Origin of the sequence: Rheinheimera sp., assembly GCF_030824435.1 — a bacterium.
In the GTDB taxonomy this organism is placed as follows: domain Bacteria; phylum Pseudomonadota; class Gammaproteobacteria; order Enterobacterales; family Alteromonadaceae; genus Pararheinheimera.
In genome coordinates this window covers 36,750-55,698 of the sequence record NZ_JAVBXS010000052.1, presented here as the reverse complement: position 1 = coordinate 55,698, position 18,949 = coordinate 36,750, and the positions used below count along the sequence as shown (strand labels likewise).

17 protein-coding genes and 1 tRNA gene are annotated in these 18,949 nt (G+C 46.6%); 11 read left to right on the top strand and 7 right to left on the bottom strand.

The window, feature by feature from the left end; genetic code table 11:
• Positions 1-29: 29 nt before the first annotated feature.
• From RCH83_RS11595 to RCH83_RS11585, 3 genes are all read left to right on the top strand, one after another.
• Entirely contained in the window at positions 30-497 is a 468-nt protein-coding gene (locus RCH83_RS11595; protein WP_306522187.1) for a DUF6641 family protein, read from the top strand.
• Between the two features lie 71 nt (positions 498-568).
• Entirely contained in the window at positions 569-1,015 is a 447-nt protein-coding gene (locus tag RCH83_RS11590; protein WP_306522185.1) for a JAB domain-containing protein, read from the top strand.
• 22 nt (positions 1,016-1,037) lie between these two features.
• Positions 1,038-1,451 (top strand): DUF2787 family protein, encoded by a 414-nt coding sequence (locus RCH83_RS11585; protein ID WP_306522183.1) that lies wholly within the window; start codon positions 1,038-1,040, stop codon positions 1,449-1,451.
• On the opposite strand, the gene RCH83_RS11580 is transcribed toward RCH83_RS11585, so the two are convergent.
• The gene (locus RCH83_RS11580) at positions 1,448-2,104 is read right to left on the bottom strand and encodes a hypothetical protein (protein ID WP_306522181.1); all 657 of its coding nucleotides are present in this window, start codon (positions 2,102-2,104) and stop codon (positions 1,448-1,450) included. The genes RCH83_RS11585 and RCH83_RS11580 overlap by 4 nt on opposite strands.
• 68 nt (positions 2,105-2,172) lie before the next feature.
• Between RCH83_RS11580 and RCH83_RS11575 the strand changes: the two genes are divergently transcribed.
• The 3 genes from RCH83_RS11575 (at position 2,173) to RCH83_RS11565 (ending at position 5,186) form a co-directional block, all read left to right on the top strand.
• A complete protein-coding gene (locus RCH83_RS11575; RefSeq protein ID WP_306522179.1) occupies positions 2,173-3,387 on the top strand; it encodes a site-specific DNA-methyltransferase in 1,215 nt (404 codons plus the stop codon).
• Between the two features lie 99 nt (positions 3,388-3,486).
• Positions 3,487-4,536 (top strand): DUF262 domain-containing protein, encoded by a 1,050-nt coding sequence (locus RCH83_RS11570; protein WP_306522213.1) that lies wholly within the window; start codon positions 3,487-3,489, stop codon positions 4,534-4,536.
• Between the two features lie 2 nt (positions 4,537-4,538).
• The gene (locus RCH83_RS11565) at positions 4,539-5,186 is read left to right on the top strand and encodes a hypothetical protein (protein WP_306522177.1); all 648 of its coding nucleotides are present in this window, start codon (positions 4,539-4,541) and stop codon (positions 5,184-5,186) included.
• Positions 5,187-5,315: 129 nt separating this feature from the next.
• Here RCH83_RS11565 and RCH83_RS11560 read toward each other — a convergent pair.
• Positions 5,316-5,402 (bottom strand) — tRNA-Leu (locus RCH83_RS11560).
• A gap of 369 nt (positions 5,403-5,771) precedes the next feature.
• Here RCH83_RS11560 and RCH83_RS11555 point away from each other — a divergent pair.
• Together RCH83_RS11555 and RCH83_RS11550 are read left to right on the top strand one after the other, a co-directional pair.
• The gene (locus tag RCH83_RS11555) at positions 5,772-6,269 is read left to right on the top strand and encodes an RDD family protein (protein ID WP_306522209.1); all 498 of its coding nucleotides are present in this window, start codon (positions 5,772-5,774) and stop codon (positions 6,267-6,269) included.
• Positions 6,270-6,728: 459 nt separating this feature from the next.
• Positions 6,729-7,073: a hypothetical protein gene (locus RCH83_RS11550; protein WP_306522175.1), complete on the top strand. Its 345-nt coding sequence runs from the start codon at positions 6,729-6,731 to the stop codon at positions 7,071-7,073.
• Positions 7,074-7,238: 165 nt separating this feature from the next.
• Here the strand turns inward: RCH83_RS11550 and RCH83_RS11545 are convergent, their stop codons facing one another.
• The 3 genes from RCH83_RS11545 to RCH83_RS11535 are packed head-to-tail and all read right to left on the bottom strand — an operon-like array spanning position 7,239 to position 13,251.
• Positions 7,239-8,774: an efflux transporter outer membrane subunit gene (locus RCH83_RS11545; protein WP_306522173.1), complete on the bottom strand. Its 1,536-nt coding sequence runs from the start codon at positions 8,772-8,774 to the stop codon at positions 7,239-7,241.
• Positions 8,767-11,928, bottom strand: a complete 3,162-nt coding sequence (locus RCH83_RS11540; protein WP_306522171.1) for an efflux RND transporter permease subunit — start codon at positions 11,926-11,928, stop codon at positions 8,767-8,769. The genes RCH83_RS11545 and RCH83_RS11540 overlap by 8 nt, the downstream gene beginning before the upstream one ends.
• A gap of 9 nt (positions 11,929-11,937) precedes the next feature.
• The gene (locus tag RCH83_RS11535) at positions 11,938-13,251 is read right to left on the bottom strand and encodes an efflux RND transporter periplasmic adaptor subunit (protein ID WP_306522169.1); all 1,314 of its coding nucleotides are present in this window, start codon (positions 13,249-13,251) and stop codon (positions 11,938-11,940) included.
• Between the two features lie 420 nt (positions 13,252-13,671).
• Between RCH83_RS11535 and RCH83_RS11530 the strand changes: the two genes are divergently transcribed.
• On the top strand, positions 13,672-14,289 hold the full coding sequence (locus RCH83_RS11530) for a TetR/AcrR family transcriptional regulator (protein ID WP_306522167.1): 618 nt from the start codon (positions 13,672-13,674) through the stop codon (positions 14,287-14,289).
• 135 nt (positions 14,290-14,424) lie between these two features.
• Here the strand turns inward: RCH83_RS11530 and RCH83_RS11525 are convergent, their stop codons facing one another.
• A complete protein-coding gene (locus RCH83_RS11525) occupies positions 14,425-14,634 on the bottom strand; it encodes a hypothetical protein (protein WP_306522165.1) in 210 nt (69 codons plus the stop codon).
• A gap of 398 nt (positions 14,635-15,032) precedes the next feature.
• Between RCH83_RS11525 and RCH83_RS11520 the strand changes: the two genes are divergently transcribed.
• Positions 15,033-15,998, top strand: coding sequence for a sensor domain-containing diguanylate cyclase (locus RCH83_RS11520; RefSeq protein ID WP_306522163.1), 966 nt, complete (start codon positions 15,033-15,035; stop codon positions 15,996-15,998).
• A gap of 71 nt (positions 15,999-16,069) precedes the next feature.
• Here the strand turns inward: RCH83_RS11520 and RCH83_RS11515 are convergent, their stop codons facing one another.
• Positions 16,070-16,777: a SapC family protein gene (locus tag RCH83_RS11515; protein WP_306522161.1), complete on the bottom strand. Its 708-nt coding sequence runs from the start codon at positions 16,775-16,777 to the stop codon at positions 16,070-16,072.
• A 340-nt stretch (positions 16,778-17,117) separates the two neighbouring features.
• On the opposite strand from RCH83_RS11515, the gene RCH83_RS11510 reads away from it, so the two are divergent.
• Entirely contained in the window at positions 17,118-18,860 is a 1,743-nt protein-coding gene (locus tag RCH83_RS11510; RefSeq protein ID WP_306522159.1) for a phosphoethanolamine transferase, read from the top strand.
• Positions 18,861-18,949 lie beyond the last annotated feature (89 nt).

The window sequence follows — 18,949 nt, the reverse complement described above, 5'->3', positions numbered from 1 at the left end:
CTCTGATTAACCAAAACTCCGAGGTATCTATGACTACATTATTGAGTTCTCTCAAGGTGATCGACCGTCCAAAAATCGAGCCGAAGCCACCGATTTTAGGCAAGCGTATGAAGTTGATTGAAAAGCTGGATGAACAGCTTGCTATGGCGCAGTGCATGTTACAAAACCAAGCCTTTGAGGCGTTTAAAGACAAAAGCATCAAAGACCCTGAAACTGGTGAGCGCAAAATCGTTAGAAAACGCAAAGCCGTCCGGCCTTGGTATTACGACAGCGATAACCACTACTACTTTGAAATCAAGGTGGGGTTAAAAACCATGGAGCTGGCGAAGGGTAAAACGGCTATTGATGTAGGGCCAAAAGAGAAACTGCTGGAGGTGATAGGCATCATCATTCAGGCGGTTGAACGTGGTGAGTTAGACCAGCAGATTTTACAGGTATCACCGCCCAAAGCACCGAAGGTAAGACGCACCAGCAAAGCAGAACTCGCCAAAGCGTAATGTGCAATCTATTTCAAAACCACCACAGGCCGGACATCAGTTCCGGCCTTTTTATATCTTTAGGAGGCTTTATGGCAACCCTACGTGAAATTGATGTGAAGTACCGCTTTAAAGAAGTGGAATGCAACATCATTGGTCAATCAGTGACTGAGCCAGAGGTTGTGGCCAAGCTCTTTGACTACCTGAAACACGAAACCAAGGAGCAGTTTATCGTCGTCAACCTGACCAGCCAGCATGACATTAACTGTTTTGAGGTGGTGGCAACAGGCAGCACAGATTCAGTCTGTATGCGTCCGGCAGAGATAATGCGCACGGCCATAATATTAAATCTTAAAGCAGTGCTGCTGATTCATAACCACCCATCAGGGAAATCAAAACCCAGTCAGGCCGACATTAATTTTACAAAGCGGGTCTGTGAAGCCGCCAAGGTGATGGATATCAACATACTGGATCATGTGATCATCGGCCTTGATACCTTCACCAGCCTGCAACAAACCCACTCCCACATATTCAACTAACACCACCAGAAGGAATTTAACGATGCGTATTCAGTACGAGGGCCTTGCTTTGCCTGTAAGTAGCACACTGGTAAACCACCTGATTAAGTTACTCAAAGACCATGACTTTAGCAATGCCAGCACAGTCACCATCAACTTCAGAGATCCAGACTACAGCGCTGAAAAACGTGGCTACCATCCGGTTGAGATCATGTTATTTCGTAAAGGTGATACGTGGCACTTTGCCTACATTACCGACTTTAAATATGTCGGCCAAGGGCAAGACGTTGAACTTGCAAAAGATTTGGATTTTGACTTTCAGGCGGGGGTGTTTCAGACATTGTATGGGTATTACCGGATAGAAGAAGGGTTAGACATCTATCCGGTGTGGGAGGATAACTTTTGCTGTTACTGGCAAAGTATTGGAGTGTTTGTAGTCACAATAACCAATAACTAATCGTCACCAAAGTAAGTTTTTAGAAACTGGTATGCCAAGGCTTTGTCAGCATTTGGTAAAGCCTGAATTACCGCAATAGTATTAATTTTTCCCGATGTCGAATCCCAAAAGTTTTTCTTAACGACCTGATGACGACCACAAAGGGCTTGCCATTGTGCAGGGTCATTAGGGTCAGAATTAGGGTTGACCGAATGCGGCTGCATATGGTCAGGAGTTAATTTGACCGTGCCTCCGCCAATAGGGTCAATATCACCTTCGGCCAAGCAGCAATGATGCCCGCCTTCTGTCCACTCACACCTGTTATTTGCACGAGCAAGCACTAAGCCCCACGTATCTTTAGTTGGAAGAACTCTTTTTCCAGCAGACGCACGTTTCTCCAGTGAATCCAGCACATACTCTTCGACAGACAGATAACTACGATCTCTTTTCGACAAAATCGTATAACCATCATCAGTTCGCAATTCTGATAATCGTTGGTGCCAGTTCTCTGGTTCCTTCCCTGTTATCGGATCTTTTGAAACTTCTATAAGCATTTGTCGGGTAACAACTTTACCTACGTTATCAATCAGGAAGGCTTCTAAACGCTTTTTAATTGCTTTTTGTTCGTAGTTTTTAGTCAACGACCCCATTGGATATGGGTTTTGTCCTTTCATCCAGTTCTCCATATATAGCGGCTTAGCTCTCTGTTATCATACCACCATAAAATAAGAGTAAAAGAAAGATGTCACTAAAAATCAAACAGATAGATTATTCTGAAACACCTGCTGTTAGCGAGATTCCAGACATCAGAAATACAGACGATGACTGTGCTCTTTACGTCGGTGATAACCTTTCGGTTATGAATCAATTGTCAGGCTTCTTATCTGGCTCGGTAAACTTTTGCTACATCGACCCACCATACAACACAGGTAGCAAGTTCATTTACAACGACCGTAGATACTCAACGAACGATCCTGTATGGGGTAGTCATTTTGCTTGGATGGAGTTCATGCGGCCACGGCTGGAATTGGCAAAGACTCTTTTAGCTGACGACGGAATTATTGCAGTCAGCATTGATGACTATGAACAGCCATACCTCAGAATTTTACTCGACCAGATATTTGGCGAAACGAATTTCATAAGCTGTATAACTACCTGCCGAAGCAATAATGGTAAGGGTGCGCGTGGCAATATTGCTACTAACCATGAGTACATTGTTGTTTATAGTAAAAGTAAATCGGCCAAAGTCCGTGGTCTACCAGACTTGGATTTAGAGTCATACAATAAATTTGATGAGCACGGCGAGTATCGGATTGATGGTCTGTTTAGGAAGAAAGGTGACGCGAGCCTCAGAACAGATAGACCTAATATGTTTTACCCACTGTACTTTGATGACCTAGGGCGGGTGTTCACAGAAAATGTGATTCCAGGACTCAAAGAAGTATATCCTGTAGATAGCCAAGGTATAGAGCGTCGTTGGCTTTGGGGCAAAGATAAAGCTACTGCTGAATCATGGAAGCTCTACTCAAGCCCTAAAGGCGTTGTCTACGTAAAAAACTACTTTGACCGTTCTAAACGTATTAAACCAAAAAGCTTATGGGTTGATAATCGTTACCTTACAGAAAGGGCGACAAACCAGATAAAAGAAATTTTTGGTTCAAAGGTGTTTGAGACACCAAAACCAGTTGAACTGTTAGAAGATCTAATTGATAGCCACACATCAGAAAACGCCTTGATATTGGACTTTTTTGCAGGCACAGGGACAACGGCTCACGCTGCATTTAATCTCAATAAAAAAGACAATGGTAATCGGAAGACCATTTTAGTTGAGCAAGATGCAGCTATTGATCCATCGCATGTTGCTTATGAGAACGGGTTCAGAGTGATTAGTGATATTACTCAGAGGAGGCTAGATTGGCTTGTTAAAGTCCACAAGTTTAAATATATCCGAGCATAACTATATTTATCATATCGAAGATGTTTTGTAATGAATGAATTAAGTGATGTATCTTTACTGAATTAATACCCTTAGGTAATAACTTTGAATGAGGTCAACGTGCGAATAGAAGAGTCTAGATATTCAATTGCAGAACTAATCGACATGCATAAACGTAAAGATTTGTTCGTTAATGAAGAATACCAAAGAGCACCTAGACTTTGGCCATCCAGCGCAAGAAGTTACTTTATCGATACGATTTTAAACGATTACCCATTCCCTAAAATTTTCTTTAACGAAATGATTGATCGAAATAGTAGAAGACCAAGGCGTGAACTGGTCGACGGCCAACAACGATTACTATCTATATTTGACTTCGTTGACGACAAATTTGCTCTAGGAAGAAACTCTAAAATTTACCAAGGTCTTTATTTCTCGCAGTTAGAGGAAGATTTACAAACAAAATTTTTATCCTACACGGTATCAGTTGATGTAATTCGAGGTGCTCAACGTGCTGAAATATTGCAAATGTTTAGACGGATGAATGCTTATACACTGCCACTGAATGAAGCTGAGAAACGTCATGCTGAGTATTTCGGTGAATTTAAAGATTGGGTAAATAGACAACTAGATGGATTTGGTGAAATTTTCTCAAACTGGGGCATTTTATCTAATAGACAAATCGTAAGAATGGCTGATGCCGAACTAATTACAGAGATCGCTTTAGCAATAACTCATGGGGTAGTAAGCTCCAGTCCTAAAAAGCTAAAGGACTTATACGAAGTCAAAGATGCATCATTTGATGAGGCTGATGATTTCTCTACTAAACTTGCAGAAATTTTCCACGAGATTCAAACGTCCTTGTCAGAAATTCAGTCATCGTTTATGACAAAACACTACGTGTTTCTGTCTTTAATAGTCTCGATGTACCATTTGAAATGGGGCATTCCGCATTTGGCTGATAAGTTGGGAATCGAACCCAAAGGCTTGTTTTTCCAAGATAAAACCAAAGCAGTGGCAAACTTACTTGAACTTGCTGCGGCTCATGAAATGAAAGATTTAAGTAAACACAAAGAATACGTTGCAGCCTGTTCAGAGGGCGCCAATAGGGAAAAGCAACGACTGGTAAGGGTAGCATACATATCTAGAGCCCTATTAGACGAGATCTGATAATGCATCTAGAAGCTGAACATCGAAAGTTCATGAAGCGGCTTAGATATTTTGAGGGGCAGTTGGGTGACTTTGCAGCTACCCATAATGTCAGGGAGCTTAATTTTGAGCAATTGATGTTTTTAGAAGGATTACTGTCCAATTTATGGCAGAGTTGGGGGCGGTTTAGTCGGTCAATTTTTTTAAAATCAGCAATGGGAGCTACCACCAGAAGTGGTAGCGTAACTCACCCTATAGACCCTATAACTAATAGTGAATCGCGAATTTCATATATTGCAATTAGATTAGCAAAGGGAAACAGAATAGACCCTCTTCTCACCAACCTTGAAAAAAGAAAAGAGCCCACATGGGGAGATATTGACGTTCTTCACACCATAGTTAACGCAAGTACGCTAACGAACAAATCCAAGCTTAGTTCAGGACTCACTTTAGATATATACCCCAAAATTTTACAATCAATTAGAAATTCTTCAGCCCATACAAATACCGAGACAATACAGAGCATCTATGATTATGCATCTCTATTCACGTCTTTCAAAATTCAACATCCATGTGAAGCTCTGTTTTGGACAGATAATACAAGCAAAGATTTTCTTGGGATGACGTGCATAGCTACATTGGGAATTATGGCCGAAATCGCCACTGAATAATTTTGGCGCAAAAGGCAAAAGCAGAATGCTATTTATTAATGACTAGGAGTTTTTACTAAGATTCATTTGTTAATGCATTTAGTAAAACCACTAAATGGCATTTTATTTTGAAATTAATATTAATAGTATTGGTGCCTAGGGTCGGACTCGAACCGACACGAAGTTTCCCTCGGCGGATTTTGAATCCGCTGCGTCTACCGATTTCGCCACCCAGGCATATAGAAGGGGCATTTCTAAAACTTTACAAGACTTTACAAGCTCGGTTTACTTATCTAGTCTTTTTATTCACTTACTAATCAACCACTTAAGCCTAAATTCATCGTTGACGCGTTGCATTTTGAATCCGCTGCGTCTACCGATTTCGCCACCCAGGCATTGAGGGGGGTCTTGCGTGGTAAACAGCCGTGATTATACAAAGCTTGGCTGGCTTCGCAAGCAAAAAATCAATGGCAACAGTTAATTGCGTAATTTTTAAGCGCTCCGGCTTTGGCCTTTGGCTGTTGCCGCTCTGGGCTTGCATGCTAAACTGCGTTTTTTTCTGCATAGTGTATGCGGGCGGAATTTGCCGGAATGAGAGTGGATTTTATGTTTGCAGAAACGCCGCGGGCGGGACTGGTACGCAGATTAGGCGTGCTGCTGTATGATTTTATGACTTTGATTGCGTTATTAATGCTGGCGATGTTGCTGGCGCTGGCGCTGGTGGCTGGGCTGGAAAAAGCCGGTTTGTTGTCGCTGGTGGGTTATCAGGACGCAGCTGAATATATTCAGCGTCATGCTTTGTGGTTTCAGTTGTATCTGCTGGTTTGGGTGTTGTGGTTTTATCTGTATTTCTGGTGTAAAGCCGGGCAAACCCTGGGCATGCGGGCCTGGCGTTTATTGCTGGTGCAGCAAAATGGTGCGCCAGTGACGTTAAAACAAGCACTTATCCGCTTATTTACCTCGTTAGGTGGACTTGGCAATTTATGGTTGTTGGTGCGCTGGAAACAAAAACTGGCGCTGCAAGACCAGCTGTCCGGCACTATGGTTTTAGTGCTGAGTAAAGAACAAAGTCAGCAGTTAAATTTGCACCGTCAGGCGCGTTAATTGCTTTTATCAAAGAGGGCAGGCCGCAGTTTTGCAATAGCAGTGACGCAATAGCAGTTACGCAATAAGCACAGCGGGCGGCTTTGCTGTTGTTTGCCCCGTCTAACCAGCCCTTTTTGGTCTTTTATACTGATTTTGCGGCGAAAAGGGCAAAATCAGTATTGATCTGTGATGTTCCGGCCTTTGTAACCCTGTTATTTTTGTGATGCAGCTGAAAAAAGCAGCAGTGAGTCAGAACATCAAATGGCATCATCAGCTTTGGTATCAAATAATTTTTGCCGGCATTTATCTGCGCGCGAAATGGCTGCAGCCCATGCTGGATAAGGGGGGCAGAATAAAAACAACACATCATCTGATGTTACCGCTGTTGTCACAGCACTTATTTTCAGCAGAACAGCCTCAAGTTTTCCCTTTAGGTTCCGATATAAAAGTATCAGGGATCACCAAGTGGACAACATCATGCAAGAACATCAACGCCTGCAAAAAATTCGCGAAATTGGCATTCGTTTGCATGAACTTGGCCTTGTCAGCAAAAAAGCTGAAACTTCTTATGCATCACTTGCTATTAACTACTTGTTTAGTTTGTATAAAATGCCAAAACCAAGCGGAGTTTCATTACAGGAAACTTTGCAACAACTGGCTGAAGCTGTGGTGCTGGAACATAAACTGGCATATCGTCGTTTAAGTGCAGACTCAGTGCTGGATTTTTTCAGCCACAGATATCAGGTTTCAGCGGCATCAGCTCTGGTGCATCCTTCTTATCGTCGCCGTCATACAGCGGGCGCCAGTTTACAATTTGCCTGATTTTTGCCTGACGCTTGCTATCTTTGCACTTGCCAAAGCGTGGAAAGCAGAGGAAAAAAGGGAAAACACCAGCATCTGCAGATATAAAAATCTGCATCACTACCAGCGGCGGGACAGGAGCCGCTGGCAGTCAATCACACTGATATTTTCCCAAGCAGGAAAGCCTTAGCTCAGGTTGAGTCCCCCGGCAAAATTGCGGTACAACAACACCAATAACTGAAAATTCTGCTGACTTAATCTGGCTTGTTCATCACGGGCGGCCAGTAGTTCCCGCTCTGCATCCAATAACTCCAGAAAATCGGCATTACCAGCTTCAAACCGGGCTTTGGAAAGTGCAACCGCTGTGCTGGTGGCGGCCACTTGTTGTTGCTGAATGAGCTGCTGGCGCCGGCTTAAGTTGTAACTTTCGAGGCTGTATTGCATGTTGCTGAGTGCATCCAGCACTTGCTGGCGAAAATCGGCCAGCGCCATTTGTTCACTGGCTTTGGCGCCTTTAATGCGGGCTTGTACCGAAGTCCAGTCAGCACCTTGCCAGCTTAAACTCGGGGCCAGAGCCCAGGCGCGTTGATCGCTGCCCAAAGTTAAACCGGGCGCTGAGATAAAACCCAAAAAGCCACTCACCGAGACATTGGGATATAAATCTGCGGTGGCTACGCCAATATCGGCAGTGCTGGCGGCCAGTTGCCGCTCGGCCTGGGCTATATCTGGCCTGTGGCGCAACAGATCTTTGGTGATTGCGATGGCCTGAGGTTGTTTCAGCTCTGGCAAAGCTTGTTTGCCTGCTTCAGTTTGTTGTAATTGCAGCTGTTCGGGGCTAAAACCCAACAGTGCCGCCAGCGTAGTGAAAGCCCGGCTTTTATTGGTTTCAAATTGCGGCAAGCTGGCTTCGAGTTGATAGAGCTGGGCTTTAATACGCGCCAGCTCTAAATCTGATGCCATACCAGCGTCCCGTCTTGCCAGAATCAACTGCTCAGTTTGTTGCATATTGGCGAGGTTTTGCTGCGCAACCGCCAGACGCAGCTCTGCACCGCGGTAATCACCATAACTTTGTGCCACCTGGGCAATAATGCCGATTTGCGCGTCCTGCCAGGCAAATACCGCACTTTCTGCCCTGGCATTGGCCGCTTCGCTGGCACGTTTTAATTTGCCGGCTAAATCTAAATCCCAGCTTAAAGTGCCGCGCAGTTGTGATTGGCGGTTATATAGTGCGTTGCCATCAACACTATTTACAGCGCCTGCTACTTCGGCCGGTGTGCGGCTTGTTTGATAGCTGCTATCCAGTGCAACTTTGGGCCAGAGATTGTCGTCGCTGTCGGCAAATACCGCATAAGCCCTGGCCACATTCGCTTGTGCTTTAGCCAGCTGCTGGTTTTGCTCAAGTGCAGTTTGAATAAGCCGGTTCAGCTCGGCGTCCTGAAACTTTTGCCACCATAAAGTGGCGTTATCAGGAAGCGTCATATTGCCAGCTGTTTCAGCTATCGCCGGCATGGCCATGGTGGTGTTGAGTGAGGTTGGCGCCTGATAATCAGGGCCAACGGCGGCACAACCAAGTAGCGCGCTGGTGAAAAGCGCCAGTACTGCTAAACGGGTTTTTGGCAACCGGCTTTGACGGCTGGCGTTGTTGTTGGCAGCCCTCAGAGATTGCCCGGAAATCTGAGTGTTTGCAGTCAGATTTAATCTTATATTCAATAACTTAACCATGAGTCAGCTCCTGCGAGGTGGCAGCACTGGTGCGGGCAGCTCTTTTGGCCAGCACATAATAAAACAGTGGGGTTAAAATCAGACCAAAAATGGTGACACCAATCATGCCGGCAAATACCGCCACCCCCATGGCCTGACGCATTTCAGCACCAGCGCCGGTGGAGAACACCATAGGTACCACACCCATAATAAAAGCAATCGACGTCATCAAAATGGGGCGCAGTCTTAAACGGGCCGCTTCTAAAATGGCGGCCAGTGGCGCCATGCCGTGGTCTTGTTTTTCCTTGGCAAATTCCACCATCAGAATGGCGTTTTTGGTGGCAAGACCAACCAATACGATGAGGCCAATCTGGGTGAAAATATTGTTGTCACCACCGTATAACAACACACCGCTGATGGCTGAAAGTAAGGTCATAGGCACTATTAAAATAATGGCCAAAGGCAGGCTTAAACTTTCGTATTGGGCGGCCAGCACCATAAACACCAGCAGCACCACCAGCGGGAACACCAGATATTCGGCGTTACCGGCCAGAATTTGCTGATAAGAAAGTTCTGTCCACTCGTAGGTCATGCCGGCTGGCAGAGTCTCGGCCAGAATTTTTTCAATAGCGGCCTGGGCTTCGCCAGAGCTAAAACCAGGCGCCGGGCCACCGTTAATTTCGGCTGTGGTGTAACCGTTGTAGTGCATCACACGGTCTGGGCCTGCACTGTGAGATACCTTCACAAAGGAACCCAGCGGTATCATATCGCCTTGATTATTGACCACTTTAAGTGCAGCAATTTGCGAAGGATCTTGCCGGAAGCTTTCGTCGGCCTGCACATTGACCTGATAGGTGCGGCCAAACTGGTTAAAGTCGTTGGCATAAGTGGTACCTAAATAACCTTGTAACGTCTGGAACAGCGTGTCTAAAGAAACGCCCTGTGCTAAAGCTTTGGTGCGGTCTACGTCTAAATCCAGCTGTGGCACGTTTACCTGATAACTTGAGAATACCCCAGCCAATTCAGGCGTTTGCCAGGCTTTCATCATCACTTGTTGCGTTACTTTGGCAAGTTCAACATAACCTAAGTTGGCTCTGTCCTGAATTTGCAAACGGAAACCACCTATGGTGCCTAAACCCTGTACCGGTGGAGGTGGGAATATGGCAATAAAAGCGTCCTGAATACCGGCAAATTTGGCATTTAAATCAGCGGCTATGGCATTGGCTGAAAGCTCCGGGCCTTGGCGCTCGTCAAAACTTTTTAATGGCGTAAACACAATGCCGCTATTGGGGCTATTGGTAAAACCATTGATGCTAAGACCAGGGAAGGCCACTGAGTTGGCAACACCAGGGTGCTCCAGCGCAATACGTGACATTTCTTTGATGACAGCTTCAGTGCGCTCTAACGAAGCTGCGTCCGGCAACTGGGCAAAAGCCACCAGATATTGTTTGTCCTGACCCGGCACATAACCTGTGGGTGTGCTTTGGAATAACCCGGCGGTTAAACCCAACATACCAATATAAATAATGCCAACCAGAGCGCCAAAACGAATCACCTTACGCACCAGCAGGCCATAACCTAAAGAGGCTTTATTAAACAATCGGTTAAATGGCTGAAATAACCAGCCACCTAAGGCTTTGTCCATCACGCGGGTCAGTTTATCTTTAGGCGCGCCATGTGCTTTTAACAACAAGGCCGACAGCGCCGGGCTTAAGGTTAAAGAGTTAATGGCTGAGATAAAGGTAGAAATAGTAATAGTCAGCGCAAACTGCTTATAAAACTGACCTGTTAAACCTGTCATAAAAGCAGTGGGAATAAACACAGCTGCCAATACCAAAGTGGTGGCAACAATTGGGCCTGTCACTTCTTTCATGGCTTTTTGCGTGGCTGCCAGCGGGCTTAAACCATCGGCAATATTACGCTCAACGTTTTCCACTACTACTATGGCGTCGTCTACAACTATGCCAATGGCCAGTACTAAACCAAATAAACTCAAGGCGTTGAGCGAAAAACCCATTAAGTGCATAAAAGCAAAGGTACCGACCAAAGACACCGGCACTGCCACCAGTGGAATAATAGAAGCGCGCCAGGTTTGCAGGAATAACACCACCACCAGCACCACCAACAGCACAGCTTCCAGCAGGGTTTTCACTACAGCTTCAATAGAACCACGCACAAAAACTGTGGGGTCGTAGACGATGTCGTAACTTAAACCCTGTGGGAAACTTTTTGACAGTTCCGCCATTTTGGCCCGCACATCATCAGAGATTTGAATGGCATTAGAGCCAGAGGCCTGAAACACCGGAATAGCCACAGCGTCTTTGTTATCGAGCAGAGATTTCAGTGCATAAGTGCTGGCACCCAGTTCTAACCTGGCCACGTCTTTTAACCGGCTGATTTCACCTTGTGCACCCACTTTAATAATAATGTCGCCAAATTCTTCTACTGAGCTGAGCCGGCCTTTGACGTTGATCAATAACTGAAAATCGCTTTCGCCCGAAGGCTGCGCACCTAAACTACCGGCTGCTGCCTGTTGGTTTTGTTCACGAATGGCGGCCACTATATGTTGTGGGGTCAGGTTCAGCGCCGACACTTTATGTGGGTCCAGCCACACCCGCAGGCTGTATTCACCGGCACCAAATAACCGCACAGCACCTACACCTTCAATACGCGCCAGCTCGTCTTTGACGTTTTGCGCCGCATAGTTAGACAAATACAGCATGTCGTAGCGGTTATCCGGCGAGGTTAAATGCACCACCATGGTTAAATCCGGTGAGGATTTTTCGGTGACAATACCCAGGCGCTGCACTTCTTGTGGCAAACGGGGTTTGGCACGGTCGACCCGGCTTTGTACCTGAGTCTGGGCGCGGTCAACATCTGTGCCTATGGCAAAAGTAATGGTCAACGTCATACGGCCATCAGAAGTGGCCTGGGATGACATATACAACATATTTTCCACACCGTTAATTTCCTGCTCCAGCGGCGAAGCCACAGTGTCGGCTATGACTTTAGGGTTGGCGCCAGGGTAGTTGGCGGTCACCACTACTGTTGGCGGCACTACTTCCGGATATTCGGTTATCGGCAGTTGCCACACAGCTATGGCGCCACTGATTAAAAACAGCAGCGACAACACAGCGGCAAAAATGGGTCTTTTAATAAAAAATTGCGAAAGCATAAGGGCTCCTTAACCGCGGCTGTTGCCAGTGGTGTTGCTGAGTTGCTGGCTGCTGTTTTGACTAATGTCGACTACCGCTTTAACAGGTTGTGCTTTGATTACAGGTTGTTTTGCAACAAGTTTTGCTGCTGCTTCGTCCAGTTGTTGCTGGGTGGTTTTAAGCGCCTGCAAAGTTTCAGCAGAGGTCATAGCCACAGGGTTTGGCGTGATTTGCATAGTCGGGCGTACCCGCTGCAGGCCATTCACCACAATAGTTTCGTTGGCCTTCAGCCCTTGTTTGATAATGCGCAGGCCACCGACTTTTTCACCTAAAGTGACAGCGCGGTATTGCAGCTGCTGTTTGTCGTCCAGCACCAGCACAAACTTGTTGTTAAGGTCGGTGCCAACAGCTTTGTCATCAATCAGAATGCCCTGGTAGCTTGCGCTGCCGGTTAGTTTGATATTGGCAAAAAGGCCAGGGATCAACAGGTTATCTTTGTTATCAAACACAGCTCTGGCGCGGATGGTGCCGGTTTGTGGGTTAACGCTGTTATCGAGAAAATCCAGCTCGCCGGCAAAGCGGTAGTCCTGGTCTGAACTTAGCGCCATCAACACCGGGCTTTGTTCGCGGCTGTCAGCACGTTCACCTTTGGCGGCAAGCGCCACATATTTCAGGTAAGTTTGTTCGTCAGCGTCAAAATAAGCGTAGATTTTTTCGGTAGACACTATGCTGGTCAGCTGGCTTTGGCCGGCGTGCACAAAGTTGCCGCTGGTGATCAGCGCATTGGAAATGCGGCCGCTGATAGGAGCAGTCACCCGGCTATGGGATAAATCGAGTTGCGCTTTATCAAGGGCTGCACTGACTGCTGCCACCTGAGCTGCACTTTGCTCCATTCTGGCGCGACGGGCGTCCAGTAACTCTTCGGCTATCGCTTTTTGCTTGCGCAGTTTTTCGGCCCGTTCAAAGTCGTTTTTCGCCAGTTGCTGGTTACTTTTGGCAGCAATTAACTCGGCTTGCAGCCGTTTGACTTCAGCCTGAAAAGCACGGTCGTCAATCTGAAACAACAAATCGCCTTTTTGGACCAGCTGACCTTCCGAAAACAGCACCTGCGTCAGGTAACCCGAAACGCGAGGCACCAAAGCCACAGTTTCAGGCGCCTGCAATCGACCGGTAAAGTGGTCCCATTCGGTAATACGTTGTTCAACCACAGTGGCAACATCTACTGTTGGTCCTGTCTGAGCACCGGCGGCTGGCGGGGCTGCTTCTGGTTGGCTACATGCGGCAAGCACAACTGCGGCAATGCTGGCGAGTATAAAGTTTTTGACAGTATGTGTTTGGCGCATAACAAGGTCCTTTTAGGGTTGAGCTGGCAGCAATCTTTTGTGGTTGCTGCGTTATGTACTGACTGGTATATTGTACTGGTCGGTAAATATATAGGATGTGAAAACGGAGTCAATGTTTTTCTGTACCAATCGGTAAAAAACTAAAGAACATTTTGTGCTAAGCAAAACAGGCTTTGGCTATATCAAAAAATTTGTTGGCAAAAGGGCTGTAGTTAGTGAGCTTTTTTGTCGCTGGTTGTGGCTGCTTAAGTGGTTGAATTGGCATCGTTCTGGTCAGAGCTGTTGCAGTCGGAAAAATGCTGCTGGCAAGATTTCTGTACCGCTCGGTAGGTATGGCGTGCTTTACAAGGCTTGCAAAGCTGATTACTCTGTCGCCATAGAATTACCCTGTTGCAGTTATGGTTATTGAGGAGTTTTGTGATGTCAGAAAACCAGGCTCAGGTAGGTCGCCCGCGTGCATTTGACATGGATAAAGCTTTGCAAAAAGCCCTCGAAGTGTTCTGGGCCAAGGGTTACGAAGGCGCGTCTTTGCCGGATTTAACCGAAGCTATGGGCATTAATAAACCCAGTTTGTATGCAGCTTTTGGCAATAAAGAGCAGTTGTTTTTAAAAGCCATTGAGCTTTATGAAAACCGCCCTTGTGCTTTTTTTCAACCGGCTTTATTACAACCTACCGCTTATCAGGTGGCGGAACATATGTTGTTTGGCGCCGCAGCGGCCAATGCAGATCCAAGCCATCCAAAAGGTTGTGTGGTGGTGCAGGGCGCTTTGTCATGCAGCGACAGCGCCAATAATGTCAAACAGGCTTTGATTGAAAAACGGCAAAAAGGTGAGTTGCAGCTGCAACAGCGTTTAGAACAAGCCCAGGCCGCCGGTGAAATTCCTCCCGACGCCGACTGTGGTGCGCTGGCGGGTTTTATTGTGGTGCAAATTCAGGGTATGTCGATTCAGGCCGCCAATGGCGCCAGCGCTGAGCGTTTACAACAAGTGGCCGCTATTGCGTTGTCGGCGTTTAAGGCCTTGTTACAAAAAGAATAAAGTGTTATTGATTGGGCTGCGTCTGTACGGCGCAGTCTGGTTATGTTTAAAAATTACTGCAAAAAAACTTTCAAAAGCCTTTTAGAAAACGCTTTAAAAAACCTCGCAGAAAACAGACAAAAACCGCTTTGAAAACTAAGGTTTTTTGCGGTTTTGTGGCAACGCCTGTTTGCAATGACCGGCAGTTCTGAAGTGCGCCGCCTGCTTTACCCAGCCTTGCCCGGGCGAGTGTTGGGCACAAATCAAACCACCTGTTATTTTACTTTGCCACTGATACCAGGGCGCCTGTTCTGCCATGCTGGTGGTACAGAGCAGCAATAACAACAGGATCATTGCATCACGCATCACAGCTCCTTTTTATCTGAAACTTAATAAAACCACTGGTTGCTTCCGGCTTTTTGCTGCTGCAACGCCGGTGTACCGTACATCCTGTACATCACCGGCTTTTTGCTCCTGCAACGCCGGTGTACCGTACATCCTGTACATAAAAAAAATTAAAGCAAAGTAAATGCCAGCTGTTGGCGTCAAACTTTTGTTTTTAAGCATAAAAACCAGTTCAAGGCCAGATTTTGTCAAGCCTTGCTGCCGTTTGTTGTGGTGCTGATGCTGTTGTTGATTGAACCCAAAGCCGTTAGTGGCAGTCAGATGAAGACATGCGTCAGTTCAGCGGTGGTTTTCAGCTGCGGTAAGGAAGACCTGATTGCACGCGTGACACCTGAGATCAGCAAAAGGAGTCACACGCTATGTATCAAGCCACTATTCCCGATAATGAGCCTATGCGGCTCGCTACCCTGCATACGTCACAATTACTGAATTGTCGTGGTAATGAGCAGTTTAACCGGCTCATTCGTTTAGGGCGGCGTTTATTACAAATGCCGATTTGTGCTTTGCATCTGGTCGACGCTGAGCAAATCCGCGTACTGGCCGCTCAGGGTTGTAATTTAACCGGCAGCGACCGGCAAAGTTCGTTTTGTGGCCATACCATTCTGGGAGACGATGCTTTGGTGATTCAGGACACCCGGCATCATCCTTACTTTTTTGATCATCCGCTGGTGCAAGGCCCTGAAGGGATCCGCTGTTATGTCGGTGTACCTTTACGCGCTTTTAATGGCTGCAAAATTGGCACCTTGTGCCTGATGGACAAAGTGCCCAGAGACATATCGGCCGATGATTTGGCCGCTTTGCGTGATTTAGCTTTGTTAACAGAACAAGAACTGGCGGCCTGTCAGCTGGCCATTATTGACGATTTAACCAGTCTGGTGAACAGAAGGGGTTTTGAAACTATGGCCAGGTTGTTGTTAAGCAGCAGTGAACGGCAGGGGTTGCCCGCTGTGTTGTTATATTTTGATCTCGATGGTTTTGCCACACTCAATCACGCTTATGGTGAAGCCGAAGGTGACAGGGCTCTGATGCGTTTTGCCCGGTTGTTAAGGCAAACTTTCAGGGGCAGTGATGTGATAGGGCGGCTGGGTGATGATGAATTTGCCGTCTTGGTGGCTAACAGCAATGCGATGCAGGCCGAGCAGATAGTGGAAAGGTTAAGGCAGAGTACGCTGATGCAGCAAAGTCAGGAATCCTGGTCGAGCCCACTGCAGTTTAGTGTGGCTGCTGTGCATTATTTGCCGGATCAAGGTCCCAGTCTGGAGCATTTATTAAGCCGTGCCGATCAGCTGATGTATCAGCGCCAGCAAGGCCAAAGGTTGTGCTGATGTCCGTTGTTGTACAATAAAAAAGCGAAGCTGATGCTTCGCTTTTTTTCGGCTGTAATAAGTGTAAAAGCTTAAGCAGCGTCAACCGGCAGTTTTTTGATTAAAGTGCCAATACGGTCCAGCGAGCTTAAATGAGCGTAAATGGCTGGTAATACACCAAATTTGCGCAGTGACAGGAATTGTTCATCGCTCAGGGCGTCAAACTTTTCGCGGTTAATCACATAAAAACCATTTAAACGGTGATCTTTGCCAGCGGCATCAGTGTATTGCAGGCCATCGGCTTTAAATAAATCCATCTCTTCAATCTGTTTCACAATATTGCGGCTGACGGTGTTAGCGTCGATATAATCGCGGAAGAACTTATTCACACCGTCGAAAAACTCAGTGTTGCTGCCATCTTCGTTAAACAGCGGCTGGCCTTCAGCGCGGCTGACGTTGTCGGCCTGTTCATTTACACATAACACCAGTTGATCATCACCAGACTGAGCCAGGGTAAAAGGGTAAGTGCGGATAGATGCCGGCAGATAACCACCTGTGTAGCTGTCATTTTCTACAAACAGGTTTTGTTCTTCTTTTAAACCATAAACGGCAACTGCGTTATAACCGCTGTTGTCCTGAGCTTTTAAAAAGAAAATCGGGAAATATGGGGCTGCAGCAACAAATTCTTGCAGCATCAGCGGTGCCAGATGACGGCCATTCACTGCTTCTAATGAGAATTTTGGTACTATTTTTAAGTCTTTATGAGTTTCGTTGCTTAATGCGACTGGCTTGGCGAGCATAATAATTCCTCAGATAAATGTCGGTGGCCTGGCAGATGGCGTATTGTGCAACAACACGCCAGAGAAAAAGCCGGCCTTTTTTAAGATACCGCAGCACCATACTATAAAAATATGACAAAATACCAGTGCAGTTTTGCAGAAATATGCTACCCAAAATGGCATTATGCTGGCTTTTATAAGCAAGCCCACGACTAAAGATTTGAATTCACAAATGAAAGCCAAATCTGACTGCACATTTAGTGTCCAGGTGCCTTGTTTTATTGTCTGCAAATGCCCGACCACAAGGTAAAAAGCTGGCTTGGCCCTTGTTGTGTTTCGCCTGAAATAACCAGAAGAGTGTATGAAACCATTGTTAAAACATCGGATCACGCTGCCGTTGTCGGTGATGTTATTGTTGCTGCTGATTTTGTCGCCGCAGCTGTATCTGTTGCCGCAAAAAACCGACCTGCAGGCTTTTTTGCAGCATGGCATTTTGCCGGCATTGCTGCTGTTGTTATTGTTATTGTCGGTCAGTCACAAGCTCAGTAACAGCATCTGGCTTTTGCTGCCTTTTGCCTTGCTGGCACCGCAGGAGTTGTTTTATCTGTCCACTTATCAGAAAGTGACAGACGCCCATGCCATGGCCATTATTGCCGAAACCGATTTGGCCGAAGCGGCCGGTTATTTATCCGGCCTTGGCTGGTTGATTTTACCGGCCATTTTGTTGGTGTTGTTGCTGGTGGCCTTGAGCAGTGCAGTGTGTAAAGTACAAGAATTGCATTGGCCACGTTTTGGCAGGCCTGTGGTGTGGCTGGCAAGTATTGTGTTATGTGGCTGGTTGTATCAACAGGAGCTGGTTTACCGTGAACTCTATCCGGTAAAACAAGGGCGTAATGCCACTGAAACAGCGCTGGCACAAAGGCCTTTGCCCAATACCCACAATTTGTATCATCAGAGTTACCCGCTGAATTTAGTGCTGGCGGCCAACGAATTCAGACTACAAAAAGCCGCTTTGGCTGAAGTGGCCGCGACTGTTGCCGATTTTCGGTTTGGTACCAGTCAGCCTGTAGCAAGCGCTGAGCGGCAAATTTATGTGTTGGTGATTGGCGAAACACTGAGGCCAGACAGATTGCAGCTGAATGGTTACCCACGCGCCACCACACCCAGGTTGGCAGGTTTGGGCAATGTGGTGAGTTTTAGCAATATGATAAGCCCCTGGGCCTGGACCCGGATGTCGGTGCCGGTGATTTTGTCGCGTAAATCAGCGCAGGATCACAGTTATTTTTCCCGTGAAACTTCCATAGTGGCGGCTTTTAAAGAAGCGGGTTTTGCCACAGCCTGGTTATCGACACAAAGCCCGCTGGGGGTGCATGACAGTTCTGTAGCATTGCATGCCAGCGAAGCGGATGAAGTGCAATATTTAAACCCTGTGGGTTATAAAAAAGAAGGTTTTTACGACGATGTGCTGGTTGGTGCATTTTCGCGGGTTTTGGCAAAAGGTACACAAAAACAACTGATAGTGCTGCATACCCTTGGCAGTCACTTTAGTTATGCCGACCGTTACCCCGACAGTTTTGATTTATTTCAGCCTTCGGGCAAAGGCGAAACCCTTGGCATGCACCAAAGGGCCAATAAAGAAAAACTAAATAATGCTTATGACAATACAGTGGCTTATACCGATTACCTGTTATTTAACCTGATCCGTCAGTTGGAAGAACAGAATGCACTGAGCAGCCTGCTGCTGGTCTCGGATCATGGCGAAAATTTGTTTGACGGTGCTTGTGATAAAAGTGGGCATGGCCACAATACCGAGTTTGACTACCGGGTAGCTGCTTTGTGGTGGGGCTCAACCAAATTCCGCAGCCAATATCAGGCCCAGGTGCAGCTGTTAACAGAACGCCGTGATGCACCTTTACTCACCAGCCAAACCTTTCACACCATGTTGGATCTGGCGCAAATCCGTTATCCGGATGAACGTTTGCCACAAAGTTTTGCGTCGGCACTGTTTCAGCCACAACGCCGTGTGCTGGCATCAGGCATCGACTTTGATACGGCAAAACGCAGCGGCGCCTGCAAGCTATTGCCATCACCGGTAAGCCACTGAACAAGCAGCCCGTAAAACAACCCCACGAACAATAACAACACAGCAGCGGCCACTGGTCGGTGTTGTGCTGTCATATTCTTGTCATATAA

Excerpts from the sequence above, each read along its gene's own strand:
- RCH83_RS11595 (WP_306522187.1), top strand. The coding sequence starts at position 30 with ATGACTACATTATTGAGTTCTCTCAAGGTGATCGACCGTCCAAAAATC.
- RCH83_RS11590 (WP_306522185.1), top strand. The coding sequence starts at position 569 with ATGGCAACCCTACGTGAAATTGATGTGAAGTACCGCTTTAAAGAAGTG.
- RCH83_RS11585 (WP_306522183.1), top strand. The coding sequence starts at position 1,038 with ATGCGTATTCAGTACGAGGGCCTTGCTTTGCCTGTAAGTAGCACACTG.
- RCH83_RS11580 (WP_306522181.1), bottom strand. The coding sequence starts at position 2,104 with ATGAAAGGACAAAACCCATATCCAATGGGGTCGTTGACTAAAAACTAC.
- RCH83_RS11575 (WP_306522179.1), top strand. The coding sequence starts at position 2,173 with ATGTCACTAAAAATCAAACAGATAGATTATTCTGAAACACCTGCTGTT.
- RCH83_RS11565 (WP_306522177.1), top strand. The coding sequence starts at position 4,539 with ATGCATCTAGAAGCTGAACATCGAAAGTTCATGAAGCGGCTTAGATAT.
- RCH83_RS11555 (WP_306522209.1), top strand. The coding sequence starts at position 5,772 with ATGTTTGCAGAAACGCCGCGGGCGGGACTGGTACGCAGATTAGGCGTG.
- RCH83_RS11550 (WP_306522175.1), top strand. The coding sequence starts at position 6,729 with ATGCAAGAACATCAACGCCTGCAAAAAATTCGCGAAATTGGCATTCGT.
- RCH83_RS11545 (WP_306522173.1), bottom strand. The coding sequence starts at position 8,774 with ATGGTTAAGTTATTGAATATAAGATTAAATCTGACTGCAAACACTCAG.
- RCH83_RS11540 (WP_306522171.1), bottom strand. The coding sequence starts at position 11,928 with ATGCTTTCGCAATTTTTTATTAAAAGACCCATTTTTGCCGCTGTGTTG.
- RCH83_RS11535 (WP_306522169.1), bottom strand. The coding sequence starts at position 13,251 with ATGCGCCAAACACATACTGTCAAAAACTTTATACTCGCCAGCATTGCC.
- RCH83_RS11530 (WP_306522167.1), top strand. The coding sequence starts at position 13,672 with ATGTCAGAAAACCAGGCTCAGGTAGGTCGCCCGCGTGCATTTGACATG.
- RCH83_RS11525 (WP_306522165.1), bottom strand. The coding sequence starts at position 14,634 with ATGCGTGATGCAATGATCCTGTTGTTATTGCTGCTCTGTACCACCAGC.
- RCH83_RS11520 (WP_306522163.1), top strand. The coding sequence starts at position 15,033 with ATGTATCAAGCCACTATTCCCGATAATGAGCCTATGCGGCTCGCTACC.
- RCH83_RS11515 (WP_306522161.1), bottom strand. The coding sequence starts at position 16,777 with ATGCTCGCCAAGCCAGTCGCATTAAGCAACGAAACTCATAAAGACTTA.
- RCH83_RS11510 (WP_306522159.1), top strand. The coding sequence starts at position 17,118 with ATGAAACCATTGTTAAAACATCGGATCACGCTGCCGTTGTCGGTGATG.